The sequence below is a fragment of the Stutzerimonas stutzeri RCH2 genome, from assembly GCF_000327065.1.
GTDB classification, from domain to species: domain Bacteria; phylum Pseudomonadota; class Gammaproteobacteria; order Pseudomonadales; family Pseudomonadaceae; genus Stutzerimonas; species Stutzerimonas stutzeri_AE.
Genome location: NC_019936.1, coordinates 780,197 through 793,723 on the forward strand (window position 1 = coordinate 780,197; position 13,527 = coordinate 793,723).

10 protein-coding genes and 3 tRNA genes are annotated in these 13,527 nt (G+C 61.9%); 8 read left to right on the top strand and 5 right to left on the bottom strand.

Annotation, left to right across the window (positions count from 1 at the left end; all coding sequences use genetic code 11):
* The first annotated feature begins 156 nt into the window (after window positions 1–156).
* From clpB to PSEST_RS03495, 4 genes are all read left to right on the top strand, one after another.
* A complete protein-coding gene (clpB, locus tag PSEST_RS03480) occupies window positions 157–2,721 on the top strand; it encodes an ATP-dependent chaperone ClpB (RefSeq protein ID WP_015275655.1) in 2,565 nt (854 codons plus the stop codon).
* 196 nt (window positions 2,722–2,917) lie between these two features.
* Window positions 2,918–2,993, top strand: a tRNA-Asn gene (locus PSEST_RS03485).
* Between the two features lie 9 nt (window positions 2,994–3,002).
* Window positions 3,003–3,079, top strand: a tRNA-Pro gene (locus PSEST_RS03490).
* Between the two features lie 5 nt (window positions 3,080–3,084).
* Window positions 3,085–3,160 (top strand) — tRNA-Lys (locus tag PSEST_RS03495).
* Window positions 3,161–3,273: 113 nt separating this feature from the next.
* Here PSEST_RS03495 and PSEST_RS03500 read toward each other — a convergent pair.
* The 3 genes from PSEST_RS03500 to PSEST_RS03510 form a co-directional block, all read right to left on the bottom strand.
* On the bottom strand, window positions 3,274–4,569 hold the full coding sequence (locus PSEST_RS03500; protein WP_015275656.1) for an NAD(P)/FAD-dependent oxidoreductase: 1,296 nt from the start codon (window positions 4,567–4,569) through the stop codon (window positions 3,274–3,276).
* A 53-nt stretch (window positions 4,570–4,622) separates the two neighbouring features.
* Window positions 4,623–4,796, bottom strand: coding sequence for a DUF3094 family protein (locus PSEST_RS03505; RefSeq protein ID WP_015275657.1), 174 nt, complete (start codon window positions 4,794–4,796; stop codon window positions 4,623–4,625).
* Between the two features lie 121 nt (window positions 4,797–4,917).
* A complete protein-coding gene (locus PSEST_RS03510; protein WP_015275658.1) occupies window positions 4,918–7,176 on the bottom strand; it encodes a DUF1631 domain-containing protein in 2,259 nt (752 codons plus the stop codon).
* A 429-nt stretch (window positions 7,177–7,605) separates the two neighbouring features.
* Here PSEST_RS03510 and nadC point away from each other — a divergent pair, with 429 nt between their 5' ends.
* Window positions 7,606–8,454, top strand: coding sequence for a carboxylating nicotinate-nucleotide diphosphorylase (nadC, locus tag PSEST_RS03515; protein ID WP_015275659.1), 849 nt, complete (start codon window positions 7,606–7,608; stop codon window positions 8,452–8,454).
* 48 nt (window positions 8,455–8,502) lie between these two features.
* On the opposite strand, the gene PSEST_RS03520 is transcribed toward nadC, so the two are convergent.
* Window positions 8,503–8,934, bottom strand: coding sequence for a YhcB family protein (locus PSEST_RS03520; RefSeq protein ID WP_015275660.1), 432 nt, complete (start codon window positions 8,932–8,934; stop codon window positions 8,503–8,505).
* 138 nt (window positions 8,935–9,072) lie between these two features.
* Between PSEST_RS03520 and PSEST_RS03525 the strand changes: the two genes are divergently transcribed.
* From PSEST_RS03525 to zapE, 3 genes are all read left to right on the top strand, one after another.
* Complete coding sequence (locus PSEST_RS03525) at window positions 9,073–9,699, top strand: alpha/beta hydrolase (RefSeq protein ID WP_015275661.1); 627 nt, start codon at window positions 9,073–9,075, stop codon at window positions 9,697–9,699.
* 45 nt (window positions 9,700–9,744) lie between these two features.
* On the top strand, window positions 9,745–11,103 hold the full coding sequence (locus PSEST_RS03530; protein ID WP_015275662.1) for a tryptophan--tRNA ligase: 1,359 nt from the start codon (window positions 9,745–9,747) through the stop codon (window positions 11,101–11,103).
* Window positions 11,104–11,272: 169 nt separating this feature from the next.
* Window positions 11,273–12,367 carry a cell division protein ZapE gene (gene zapE, locus PSEST_RS03535; protein WP_041756445.1) on the top strand — a complete coding sequence of 365 codons (1,095 nt, stop codon included), beginning with the start codon at window positions 11,273–11,275 and terminating at the stop codon, window positions 12,365–12,367.
* Window positions 12,368–12,520: 153 nt separating this feature from the next.
* Here zapE and PSEST_RS03540 read toward each other — a convergent pair whose 3' ends face one another.
* Window positions 12,521–13,510, bottom strand: a complete 990-nt coding sequence (locus PSEST_RS03540) for a GlxA family transcriptional regulator (RefSeq protein WP_015275664.1) — start codon at window positions 13,508–13,510, stop codon at window positions 12,521–12,523.
* Between the last annotated feature and the right edge of the window lie 17 nt (window positions 13,511–13,527).

The window sequence follows — 13,527 nt, forward strand, 5'->3', positions numbered from 1 at the left end:
CACGGGCGACCGGCAGTGACTCTGCGGTCCGGGCATGACATGCATCAATGTCATCCGCCTTGAATCCTCAACAATCATCCTCATCTATGCTGCATCTCGCGGGTTTATGTGGCGCGATTCACGGTGCCGGCCCGCTCTACTTGAGGATGAATATCCATGCGTATCGATCGATTGACCAGCAAGCTGCAGCTTGCGCTCTCCGATGCCCAATCCATTGCTGTCGGCCTGGATCACCCCGCCATCGAACCACTGCACCTGATGCAGGCATTGCTGGAGCAGCAGGGCGGGTCGATCAAGCCGTTGCTGATGCAGGTTGGCTTTGACATTGCAGCTTTGCGTCAGGCTTTGACCAAGGAGCTCGACCAGCTGCCCAAGCTGCAGAACCCCACTGGCGACATGAACCTGTCGCAGGATCTTGCCCGCCTGCTCAATCAGGCCGATCGTCTCGCGCAGCAGAAGGGCGACCAGTACATTTCCAGCGAGCTGGTGCTGCTTGCCGCGCTGGACAGCAATACCCGTCTGGGCAAGTTGCTGCTGGCTCAGGGTGTCAGCAAGAAGGCGCTGGAAAATGCGATCAACAACCTGCGCGGTGGCGATGCGGTCAATGATCCCAATGCCGAGGAGTCGCGGCAGGCGCTGGACAAGTACACCGTCGACATGACCAAGCGCGCCGAAGACGGCAAGCTCGATCCGGTGATTGGTCGCGACGACGAAATCCGCCGCACCATCCAGGTCCTGCAGCGGCGCACCAAGAACAACCCGGTGCTGATCGGCGAGCCCGGCGTGGGCAAGACCGCCATCGTCGAGGGGCTGGCGCAGCGCATCGTCAACGGTGAAGTGCCGGACGGGCTGAAGGACAAGCGCCTGCTGGCGCTGGATATGGGTTCGCTGATCGCCGGTGCCAAGTTCCGTGGCGAGTTCGAGGAACGCCTCAAGGCCGTGCTCAACGACCTGTCCAAGCAGGAAGGCCGCGTAATCCTGTTCATCGACGAGCTGCATACCATGGTCGGCGCCGGCAAGGCCGAGGGCGCCATGGATGCGGGCAACATGCTCAAGCCCGCTCTGGCGCGTGGCGAGCTGCACTGCGTCGGGGCTACGACGCTCGACGAATACCGCCAGTACATCGAAAAAGACGCCGCGCTGGAGCGGCGCTTTCAGAAGGTACTGGTCGACGAACCGAGCGAGGAGGACACCATCGCCATCCTCCGTGGCCTCAAGGAGCGCTACGAGGTACACCACGGGGTGACCATCACCGATGGCGCGATCATCGCAGCGGCGAAGCTCAGCCATCGCTACATCACTGATCGTCAGCTGCCGGACAAGGCCATCGACCTGATCGACGAGGCCGCCAGCCGCATTCGCATGGAGATCGACTCCAAGCCTGAAGAGCTCGATCGCCTGGATCGCCGCCTGATCCAGCTGAAGATCGAGCGCGAGGCGCTGAAGAAGGAAGACGACGAGGCCACCAAGAAGCGCCTGGCCAAGCTGGAAGACGACATTGCCAAGCTGGCGCGCGAATACGCCGATCTGGAAGAGATCTGGAAGTCGGAGAAGGCCGAGGTGCAGGGCTCGGCACAGATCCAGCAGAAGATCGAGCAGGCCAAGGCCGAGCTCGAGGCGGCGAGGCGCAAGGGTGATCTGGCGCGCATGGCCGAGTTGCAGTACGGCATTATTCCTGACCTCGAGCGCAGCCTGGAGATGGTCGACCAGCACGGCAAGAAGGAGAACCAGCTGCTGCGAAACAAGGTGACCGACGAGGAGATCGCCGAGGTGGTCTCAAAGTGGACCGGCATTCCGGTGTCGAAGATGCTCGAAGGTGAGCGCGACAAACTGCTGCGCATGGAAGACATGCTGCACACCCGCGTTATCGGCCAGCATGAGGCGGTCGTCGCTGTGTCCAATGCTGTGCGCCGCTCGCGTGCCGGGTTGGCTGATCCGAACCGGCCGAGTGGCTCGTTCCTCTTCCTCGGCCCGACCGGGGTCGGCAAGACCGAGCTGTGCAAGGCACTGGCCGAGTTCCTCTTCGATACCGAGGAGGCGATGATCCGCATCGACATGTCCGAGTTCATGGAGAAGCATTCGGTTGCCCGCCTGATCGGTGCGCCGCCGGGTTACGTCGGCTACGAGGAGGGTGGCTACCTGACCGAAGCGGTACGCCGTAAGCCGTACTCGGTGGTGCTGATGGACGAAGTGGAGAAGGCCCATCCGGACGTCTTCAACGTGCTGCTGCAGGTGCTCGAGGATGGCCGTCTGACCGATAGCCACGGCCGGACGGTGGATTTCAAGAACACCGTGATCGTGATGACCTCGAACCTCGGGTCGACACAGATCCAGGAGCTGGTCGGTGACCCCGGTGCGCAACGGGCTGCGGTGATGGACGCGGTGGCTCATCATTTCCGGCCGGAGTTCATCAACCGCATCGACGAGGTGGTGGTGTTCGATCCGCTCGGCCGCGAGCAGATCGCCGGCATCGCCGATATTCAGCTTGGGCGCCTGCGCAAGCGTCTGGCCGAGCGCGAGCTGAGTCTGGAGCTCAGTCAAGAGGCAATGGACAAGCTGATCGCCGTCGGCTACGACCCGGTCTATGGGGCGCGGCCGCTCAAGCGCGCAATCCAGCGCTGGATCGAGAACCCGCTGGCGCAGCAGATCCTCTCGGGTCAGTTTGCGCCGGGCAGCAGCGTCAAGGCGCGGGTCGAGGGCGAGCAGATCGTTTTCGACTGAGCAATGTAGCGACCCTGGGGGGTGGAATCATCCCCACAGGTCATGCCTGGCAGCGCAGTGTTTTCGCCGAACCGCGGGGTGAACGCAAAGTGTTGTAAGGAATCGCATTTTTAGGGTTGACAGGCGAGCCGGGAACCGTAAAATGGCGCGCCTCTGAGGCGGTAACGTAACGCCAAAGAGCTGGAATTGAAGTCGTTCCGCGATAGCTCAGTCGGTAGAGCAAATGACTGTTAATCATTGGGTCCCAGGTTCGAGTCCTGGTCGCGGAGCCAAATTCCAATCGGGGTATAGCGCAGTCCGGTAGCGCGCCTGCTTTGGGAGCAGGATGTCGGGAGTTCGAATCCCCCTACCCCGACCATTTTTGGGTCGTTAGCTCAGTTGGTAGAGCAGTTGGCTTTTAACCAATTGGTCGTAGGTTCGAATCCTACACGACCCACCATAAAAGCTTCTGCGGAAGCATGAAGAGCTGGATGTCCTCACGGATATCCAGCTTTTTTTTGCCCGCGATTTATCGCCGCCTGCTGGCGCACCCGAAGGTGCGCCGGTTTGGCATCAGTGAAGCTTCAGGCGCGGCTCGGTGGTGCGGCTCAGCTTGTCGCCGAGCATCATCAACAGCGTACGCGGGACGCCATACAGTGCGATCTGGTGCATGCGGTACAGCGAGATATAAAACATCCGTGCCAGCCAGCCCTCGAGCATGACGTTGCCGGTCAGGTTGCCCATCAGATTGCCCACCGCCGAAAAGCTCGACAGCGAAATCAGCGAGCCGTAATCCTTGTAACGATAGGTTGGCAGCGGCTTGCCTTCGAGTCGGTTGCGGATCGAGCGGGCCAGCATCGAGGCCTGTTGGTGGGCTGCCTGGGCGCGAGGTGGAACATTGCGGTCGCTGTCCGGCTGTGGGCAGGCGGCGCAGTCGCCAAAGGCGAAGATGTTGTCGTCGCGCGTGCTCTGCAGTGTCGGGTGGACAACCAGTTGGTTGATGCGGTTGGTTTCCAGTCCGTCGAGTTCGTGAAGGAAGGCTGGAGCCTTGATTCCAGCGGCCCAGACCTTCAGGCTGGCTGGCACGAATTGCCCCTGTTTGGTCTGCAGGCCTTCGGCAGTCACTTCGCTGACCGCGGCGCCCGTCAGTACCGTGACACCCAGGTTCAGCAGCGTCTGGTGCACCGGTTGGCTGATGCGCTCGGGTAGCGCCGGCAGTACCTTTGGGCCCGCCTCGATGAGGGTGATCTTCACGTCCTCGGGCTTGATGCCGTCCAGGCCATACGCGGCCAGCTCCTTGGCGGCATGCAGCAGTTCGGCGGCCAGTTCGACGCCGGTAGCGCCAGCACCGACGATGGCCATGCTGATGTCGCTCGAGGCGCCCTCGCCGGCGTGCGCCTTCATATAGTGGCTTAGCAGCTGCCGGTGAAAGCGCTCGGCCTGCTCACGGGTGTCGAGGAAGATGCAGTGCTCGGCAGCGCCAAGGGTGCCAAAGTCATTGGTCGTGCTGCCGACCGCGATGATCAGCGTGTCATAGCTCAGTGAGCGCGAGGGCACCAGTTCCACGCCGAATTCGTCGCGGGTCGCTTCCAGGCGAATGCATTTGTTGGCGCGATCCAGGCCGGCCATGCGGCCCATCTGGAATTCGAAATGGTTCCACTTCGCCTGGGCGACATAGTTCAGCTCGTCGGCGGACGAGTTCAGCGAGCCAGCGGCGACTTCGTGCAGCAGCGGCTTCCAGATATGGGTGAGGTTGGCGTCAACCAGGGTGATCCGCGCTCTACCGCGCTTGCCGAGAGTTCTACCCAGACGGGTAGCGAGCTCCAGCCCGCCGGCGCCACCGCCGACGATTACGATCCGATGTGACATGGGATTGACTCATAGCTGCAAGGAAATCTGCGGCGCGACGGGGCGAGCGAGGCTCAAAGCACCAGGCGGCTCAAAAGGCGGCTCAGAAGCCCGAGGCCGAGCACCACGGCCAGCACGACGAGCAGCAGGATCCATGGGCGAAACGGCTGGCGCTCGACCTGGTGCTGCGGAGCGCGGAGGTAATCGTCGACGCGCTGCTGGTCTTCGGGGTTCAGGCGGCTGGGCATAGGCACCTCGAGTGGAATGCAGGCATTCTAGCTATGCGGGGTCAAAAGCCAAGCGCGAAGTGCGGCGATTTGCCGCGTGATGAGCGATGAGCATGCTGGGACAGCATGCTCATCGCTGTGATCAGGTGTTCTTCAGCTTGCGAAGATTGCCAATCACTGACTCGAGGGCGCGGTCGAACAGCAGGGTGTCGTTGAGCAGCCGAATGGCGCCACGCTGGAACTCGGTCGCCAGGCCCATGCGAGTCTTTTCCAGGACCTTCATGCCGGTGCGGTTGACGAAGATGTATTTGCCGGTGGGCTTGATCACCGCGGCCAGCTTGCAGCGCAGCTTGTGTTCTTCGTCCTCTTGGAATTCCACCCAGCTGCCGACGCGCAGGTTATCGACCTGAATCAACGCTTCGTCGTTATCCGGCAGGCTGATCTCGGGCTCCTGCTCGCGGCTTTCGCCGGGTGCAAGCAGAACGATCTGGTCGACCACTTCGACCATTGCCGGTGCAGCTTCGGCTGCGGTCGGTGCAGTATCCGGTGTCGCTGAAGCGTCGGTTGGTTGCGTGTCGCCTGGGTGCGACTGTGGTTGCTGAAAGCGCTGCAACGTCTGGACATGAAGCGCTTCGAGCTGGGTAAAGAAGTCGCCGGTGGAGAAGGGGTCGAAGGCGGCACTCACCAGGCCTTCACGAAGTGATTTGAGCAGGCTCGGGACCAGCTCAAGCAGGCGTGCTCGCGATACGTCGTCCTCGTGCGGTGTAACACTCCACACCAGGTCATCCATGGTGTCGAGAGCGGCCTGCCATTCCTCGGACTGGGTACCATGTTTCAGGCAGGTCAGCAGCAGGACCTTGCTCCAGGCTTCTTGCAGCAGGCGCACAACGACCTCGGGAAGGGTCCTGCCGAGCAGGCGCTGGTTCAGCGCGCGCTCCACTTCCTGGCGCGCGATTTCGGCCTTTGCGCGGCCCTCTTCGGCATCACGGGTGCGTTGTTCCAGCAGCTCGCTGCGGCGGCGCTCGTCACCGCTGAAGGCAAGGAAGTCAGCCAGCAGTTCGGAAAAGATAGCCGGATCATCGACAAAGTCGTTGAGCAGGCGGGCCACGATCTGCTCGATCTTCTGATACAGACTGTCGCGCTGCGCCTCGTCCTGGTCGCCCCAGCCCATTGCCGCGGATGCGATCTCATTGAGCAACCGCCTGGCTGGGTGGCTGCCTCGGCTGAAGAAGGTCTTGTCCAGTACCGCGACCTTGAGCAGCGGGATCTGCAGGCGGCCGATCAGTGCCTTGAGCGAATCCGGCAGAGTGCGATCGTCGAGGATGAACTCGAACAGCATGGAGACAAGGTTGATCACGTCATCGTCGATTTCGCCTACAACGCGCGACTTCCCCGTTTTTGCGCTGACCCGGCTCAACAGGTTGGCGAGTTGCTCCTGAAGATCGAAATCGTCGACGGTCTGCGGTGCCCTGGCTTGCATGTGTGACAGCAGGCGAAGCAGGTCTGCGCTGGAGATCGGGATGGCATCGCTCGGAACGCTACGGGCTGGGAGAACGCTAGTGCCGCGAAGCTCGGAGAGCAGGTTGTGCAGGGCGCTGAATGCGGCTTCCTGTAGCCCCTCATCAGCGTGTGCGGATAGACCGGGTGGCGTGCTCGCTGAATGACTGCCAGTTGGTGCTCCAGGGCGTTGCTGGCGGCGCGGAGGCGCCGACTGGAGTTCCGGCAGAATGCCTGCCGCAACCAGTGTCTGGTTCGCTTCGGCGTACAGCTGGTCGATATCGGCAAGTACGTATTTTTCGAAGAGCTTGAAGATGATCAGCTTTACCTTGATCTCCACGCCCAGGCTGCTGCTCGCTTCGATGAAGTGGTCGCAGAGTGCATGCGGGCCTAGCGGGTTGCTCTTGTCATCGAGCTTCTTGCTGATCAGGGCATTCATGCGCGTGGTCAGATGGGCCAGCGGCTGCGCGGCACGAGTCATGACCTTGGCGACCATGGTGTCGATGGCAACCGACTCTTCGAGTTCGTCGTTCTGTACCAGCGACAGGCTGTCGAAAGAGACGCTGTCCAGGGCAGGCGGCTTGCCGATCTCGTACTGGTTCAGCTTGGCGAAAGCTTCGAACAGCTGTTGCAGAAAGCCGCGCTCGATGTTGCGGCGTTTCATGCGCAAGTCGCGCATCGCTTCGAAAAATGCGTTTTGTTCGGCGTTGCTGGTTGCTCGGTCAGCGATTTCGAAAAGCGAGTCGTCAGCGTTATCGAATAGCGACTGCAGAGCCTGGCGAAGTTGCTGAGCAGCCTTGTCGCGCACGCTAATCAGCGCCACGGGCAAGCGGCCTGCCGGGGAGGAAGGCTTGTGCTCAGGGGCGGCCTTGTTCAGGTGCACCACTTTCGCGTCGGTTCGCATCGAGACTCTCCTGCTGTCGCCTGCTATTTGGGGCGGACACAACGCCAGATTTCCAGCAGCGTCTTAATAAAGTAACCAAGTCGGCAGGGCAAGGCGGAAGGTACCGGGTGAGACCGCAATCTAGTGCGGTTTTTGTCATGTCGAACCGGATTCTTGGCGCAGCATAGCCGAGCGGTCTGATTTTACAACGGCGCTTCGTCAGTAAGGTGTCGCCATTTCGGTGGCGTCAATTTCTTAGACGGCATTATAAGCATTGATTGCATGTGCCAAGCCCGGTTTTTCATTGGACATGACTTGGCTCACAGATACTCGCAGGTTTTCCGCCGAGAGGTAAAAAGCTCAGTCTGAGGGCGCGGCTTCGGTTGGCATGTTGTTGCTATCGCTGACGTGTCCAACCTTTATAATCCGCGCAATTCTGAGGAGCCCGCCATGCCGAATCTCACCCTTGCCGATCTGACTGCTGAAATCGAGGCCAACGTACGTCGAGCGCTGACCGAAGATGTCGGTAGCGGCGATATCACTGCGCAGTTGATTCCGGCCGAGAGGTTGGCCCACGCCTCGGTCATCACTCGGGAGACGGCAGTGGTGAGCGGCACCGCTTGGGTCGATGCGGTATTCCGTCAGGTCGATTCGCGGGTGGCGGTCCATTGGCAGGTCGCCGATGGCGAGCGGGTTGAGGCCGACCGAGTGTTGTTTCATCTCGAGGGACCCGCACGGGCTTTGCTCACCGGAGAACGCAGCGCGCTGAATTTTCTGCAGATGCTATCCGGTGTGGCGACGCGTTGCCGGCATTACGCCGACATGGTTTCGGGTACCGGTGTGCGCTTGCTCGATACGCGCAAGACGATCCCGGGGCTGCGCCTGGCGCAGAAGTACGCGGTTACCTGCGGTGGCTGCCATAACCATCGGATCGGCCTTTACGATGCTTTTCTTATCAAGGAAAACCACATCGCCGCGTGCGGTGGCATCGCCGAAGCGGTTGCGGCTGCTCATCGAATCGCGCCGGGCAAGCCGGTGGAGATCGAAGTGGAAAGCCTGGACGAGCTCGAGCAGGCGCTGCGCGCGGGAGCAGATATCGTCATGCTGGATGAGCTGACTTTGGACGACATGCGCACCGCGGTCGCCATGACCGCGGGGCGGGCCAAGCTGGAGGCGTCGGGTGGCATCAGTGATGAGACGCTGCGCAGCGTGGCGGAAACCGGGGTGGACTATATCTCCATTGGCGCGCTGACCAAGCATGTGCGCGCCGTGGATCTATCGATGCGGTTGCGTCAGTAAGGCGGGGAGTTGCGCTGCCTGGCGCAGGAGCTGCGCCAGGCAGAGGGGTCAGTGGCGGCTCTTCAGGCCGAAGTTCTCATGCAGCGTGCCAGGAGTGTCGTCGCCTTTCGGGGCGTAATCCTTGGGTGGCTCGGTGAACGTCGGCGACGACAGACGCTCGCGGGTGCCGTGATTTTCCTCGCTGTGCAAGGCTGCCATCAGGCGCTGGCGGGTCTGCTCGTCGAGTGCCAGGCGACTGGCGCCGTCGGATAGATGATCCTGAATGTCCTGGTAGTTATTGGTCAGCTTGCGCAGCAGACTGGCGGTGGTATTGAAGTGGGTGACCACCTCACTCTGATAGGTATCGAAGCGTTCCTGCAGGTCATCGACCTGCCGCTGTGTACGGTTCGGTGCGCTGCTGCGCGCCACCAGATAACCGATGGCGATGCCGGCGATCAGGCCGACGATCGGGAGCAACCAGGTCGCGAGGGTCTGTTCCACGAGTCCTTCCTCTATATAAACGGCTGTGCTTACGTTAACGTCTCGTACCTGCTCTGTATACCGCAACGCGAGGCGGCGGTTGTTGGCAGCTAGTTAGCAAGACGAATCGACTCGTCCCAAGGTCACGGAGTTCCTGCTTTGTTGAAACGCGAAACCCCTCTCTCTCTCGACGGCCCCTGCGGCACCCTGGAAGCGCTGTATTTCGATCAGCCTCAGCCAACCGGCCTGGCGTTGATCTGCCACCCCAACCCGGTCAAGGGCGGCACCATGCTGAACAAGGTGGTATCGACGCTGCAGCGCACCGCGCGCGACGCGGGTTACTGCACGCTGCGCTTCAACTACCGAGGCGTGGGCGCCAGTGCCGGCGCGCACGACATGGTCGAAGGGGAAGTCGATGATGCCGAGGCCGCATTGCGCTGGCTGCGGCAGCAGCAACCCGAGCTGCCGTTGACGCTGCTGGGGTTCTCCTTCGGTGGCTTCGTCGCCGGCAGCCTGGCGGCGCGCCTGGAAGCCGAGGGGCAGAGTGTGCAGCGTCTGCTGATAGTGGCACCGGCCGTGTCGCGGCTGAACAGCCTGTCGCTGGCGGGCGATTGCCAGCTCACCATTATCCAGCCAGAGCAGGATGAGGTGATTGATGCCGAGTCGGTATATGCCTTTTCCGCCGCGCTGCAGCACCCCCACGAGCTACTGAAAGTGGCAGAATGCGGCCACTTTTTTCACGGCAAACTGGTGGAATTGAAAGAGCTGGTCGCTCCGCGCCTCTAGCCGCTGCTTTCGCTCTTCAGTACGCAACGATCGAGATTTCGCTGAATGACTACCCGAATCCTTACCGGCATCACGACCACTGGCACACCGCATCTGGGCAACTACGCCGGTGCGATTCGCCCAGCGGTCCTCGCCAGCCGAGATGCAGCCGCCGATTCCTTTTATTTCCTGGCCGACTACCACGCGCTGATCAAGTGCGACGACCCGCTGCGCATCCAGCGTTCGCGTCTGGAAATCGCTGCGACCTGGCTGGCGTGCGGGCTCGACGTCGAGCGCGTGACCTTCTATCGCCAGTCCGACGTGCCGGAGATTCCGGAGCTGACCTGGCTGCTCACCTGCGTCACCGCGAAGGGGCTGCTCAATCGCGCCCATGCCTACAAGGCCTCGGTGGACAAGAACGTCGAGAGCGGTGAAGACCCGGACGCCGGCGTGACCATGGGTCTGTACAGCTACCCGGTGCTGATGGCGGCGGACATCCTGATGTTCAATGCGCACAAGGTGCCGGTTGGGCGCGACCAGATCCAGCATGTGGAAATGGCCCGCGACATTGCCCAGCGCTTCAATCATCTGTTCGGTAACGGCCGCGAGTTCTTTACCCTGCCCGAAGCGGTGATCGAAGAGGGCGTGGCCACGCTGCCGGGGCTCGACGGGCGCAAGATGTCCAAGAGCTACGACAACACCATTCCGCTGTTCGGCAGCGCCAAGGAGCTCAAGGCGGCAGTCGCGCGCATCGTCACCGACTCGCGCCTGCCAGGTGAGCCGAAGGACCCGGACAACTCCCACCTGTTCACCCTGTACCAAGCCTTCGCCACCGCGCAGCAGCAGGCCGATTTCCGCCGGGAGCTGCTGGGCGGGCTGGCTTGGGGCGATGCCAAGCAGCGCCTGTTCGAACTGCTCGACAGCGAACTGGGCGAGGCGCGCGAGCTGTATCACCAGTTGATCACCAAGCCCGCCGAGCTGGAGGACATCCTGCAGGCAGGTGCGGCCAAGGCGCGCCGGATCGCCACGCCGTTCCTCGGCGAGCTGCGCGAGGCGGTTGGTCTGCGCAACTTCCGCAGCGAAGTGAAAAGCGCGGCGCCAGCCAAGAAGAAGTCCAGCAAGGTGGCGCGTTTCGCCAGCTTCCGCGAGGCCGACGGTGCGTTCCGCTTCCGCTTCTTCGCCGCCGACGGCGAGGAACTGCTGCTGTCCCGGCCGCTGAGCAACCCGAAGGCCATCGGCAGCCTGACGCAGCGGTTGATCGCTGGCGGGCCGGACGCGCTGGAACTTCGCGAGGACGAAGGCGATCAATTCACCCTGTGGCTGGACGACGAATGCATCGCCGACAGTCCGCACTTCGAGAGCGCCGAGGCGCTCGATGCCGCCATGCTGCGGGTGCGCGAGGCGCTGGCCACGCTCGTCGAGTAAGGCTGCGCTGCCACGGCGGAACGCCCCGATTGGCTGCGTTCCGCTGCCTCGTGACGGTCTCCATGAACGGGTGTCCCAAGAGGGCTGACGCTTGAACGACCTGAGTAAATTGCCAACCACCGAGGGCGCGGCTAAAGTGTCGGCCCCGTTTCACTACCCAGACTCCGCCATGACTCCTCTTGAGCGCTATCAGGCCGACCTGAAACGTCCTGACTTCTTCCACGATGCCGCCCAGGAAAACGCGGTGCGCCACCTGCAGCGTCTGTACGACGACCTGGTGGCCGACGATCGCAGCAAGAGTGGCCTGCTCGGCAAGCTGTTCGGCAAGAAACAGCAGGAGCCGATCAAGGGCATCTACTTCTGGGGCGGCGTTGGCCGCGGCAAAACCTATCTGGTCGATACCTTCTTCGATGCGTTGCCCTTCAAGCAGAAGACGCGCACGCACTTTCACCGCTTCATGAAGCGCGTGCACGAGGAAATGAAGACACTCAAGGGCGAGAAGAACCCGCTGACCATCATCGGCAAGCGTTTCGCCGACGAATCGCGGGTGATCTGCTTCGACGAGTTCTTCGTTTCCGATATCACCGACGCGATGATTCTCGCCACGCTGCTCGAAGAGCTGTTCAAGAACGGCGTGAGCCTGGTGGCGACGTCCAACATCGTCCCGGACGGGCTGTACAAGGACGGCCTTCAGCGTGCGCGCTTTCTGCCAGCGATCGAACTGCTGAAGAAGCACACCGAGATCGTCAACGTCGACAGCGGCATCGACTACCGTCTGCGTGCGCTGGAGCAGGCCGAGTTGTTCCACTTCCCGCTCGATGCCGAGGCCGAGCAGAGCCTGGAGCGCAGCTTCAAGAGCCTGCTGCCGGAAAACTGTCGGGTGGTCAACGACGACGGGCTGATGATCGAGAATCGCGAGATTCGCGCTGTGAAGACCGGCAACGATGTCGCCTGGTTCGAGTTCCGCGAACTCTGCGACGGCCCGCGCAGCCAGAACGACTATATCGAGCTGGGCAAGATCTTCGGCGCCATCCTGCTGGCCAATGTCGAGCAGATGAACGTCGCCAAGGATGACATGGCACGCCGCTTCATCAACCTGGTGGACGAGTTCTACGACCGCAACGTCAAGCTCATCATCTCCGCCGAGGTCGAGCTCAAGGACCTCTATACCGGCGGTCGCCTGGAGTTCGAATTCCAGCGCACCCTGAGCCGCCTGCTGGAAATGCAGTCCCACGAGTACCTGGCTCGGCCGCACAAGCCCTGAGAATGCCCTGGCCGCGAGAGCTTCGCGGCCAGGGACGCTCCCGCGGGTCTGGCTTGCACTACGCCCTTGTCGCTCAAGTCTCGACTACGCTGGCGCATGCGAGCAGTCGGCATCCTGCTTCCGCACGACAGCTTTGGCTTACCCGTGTTTGCCCTACGACTCGGGGCGGTACTTCTGCCGATAGTGATTGGGTGACAGTTCGGTGTGCTGCCGGAACAGACGCGCAAAGAAGCTGGCGTCGTCGTACCCCACTTCGTAGCTGATCGTCTTGATGCTCTTGCCGGTGGTGGCGAGCAGGCTCTTTGCCGTCTCGATCCGCAGGCGTTGTAGATAGTGCAACGGCTTGTCGCCGGTGGCGGCATGGAAGCGCCGCATGAAGTTGCGGATGCTCATGCCATGCTGGCGCGCCACATCCTCGAAGCGGAATTTTTCGGCGAAGTTCGCTTCCAGCCACTCCTGAATCTGCAGAATTCGCGTATCGAGGTGCAGCTTCTGCCCGCCGAAACCCAGGCGTCCCGGGCTGTAGCTGCGTTGCAGCTCGAACAGCACATCGCGGGCCATGCCCTGCGCCACATGCGCGCCGCAAAAGCGCTCGACCAGGTACATGTACAGGTCGCATGCCGAGGTCGTACCGCCGGCGCAGTAGAGGTTGTCGCTGTCGGTGAGGTGCTTGTCGGCGCTGAAGGCCACGCCAGGAAAGCGAGCTGCGAAATCATTGGCGAAGCGCCAGTGGGTAGTCGCTTCCCGCCCCTCAAGCAGGCCCGCCTGAGCCATCCAGAAGACGCCGGTGGCTTCGCCGCAGATGACGCTGCCGGCAGCGTGCCGCTCGCGAAGCCACGGCGCGACTTCCGGATACTGCGCGCAGAGTGCATCGAAATCGCCCCAGAATGCCGGCAGGATGACCATGTCGGCTTCGTCGAGCAGACCATCCACCGCTATGCCTGTGCCGCTGAAAGTGTTCACCGGTTGACCATCGGGGCTGACCAGGCGGGTTTCGAAAGCGGGGGTCAGGTCAAGGCCGATTTGCCTGCCGTAGCGCAGGCTGGCCATGTGGAAGAAATCCTTGGCCTGCATGAGTGTCGAGGCGAACACTCCTTCGGTGGCCAGTATGCTGACGTGTCTGATCGAGGCGTGATTGGGCATGCGATTCTAATTATTGT

Bases quoted from the DNA above. Each gene is read 5' to 3' on its own strand.
- clpB (WP_015275655.1), top strand. From the start codon at position 157: ATGCGTATCGATCGATTGACCAGCAAGCTGCAGCTTGCGCTCTCCGAT.
- PSEST_RS03500 (WP_015275656.1), bottom strand. From the start codon at position 4,569: ATGTCACATCGGATCGTAATCGTCGGCGGTGGCGCCGGCGGGCTGGAG.
- PSEST_RS03505 (WP_015275657.1), bottom strand. From the start codon at position 4,796: ATGCCCAGCCGCCTGAACCCCGAAGACCAGCAGCGCGTCGACGATTAC.
- PSEST_RS03510 (WP_015275658.1), bottom strand. From the start codon at position 7,176: ATGCGAACCGACGCGAAAGTGGTGCACCTGAACAAGGCCGCCCCTGAG.
- nadC (WP_015275659.1), top strand. From the start codon at position 7,606: ATGCCGAATCTCACCCTTGCCGATCTGACTGCTGAAATCGAGGCCAAC.
- PSEST_RS03530 (WP_015275662.1), top strand. From the start codon at position 9,745: ATGACTACCCGAATCCTTACCGGCATCACGACCACTGGCACACCGCAT.
- zapE (WP_041756445.1), top strand. From the start codon at position 11,273: ATGACTCCTCTTGAGCGCTATCAGGCCGACCTGAAACGTCCTGACTTC.
- PSEST_RS03540 (WP_015275664.1), bottom strand. From the start codon at position 13,510: ATGCCCAATCACGCCTCGATCAGACACGTCAGCATACTGGCCACCGAA.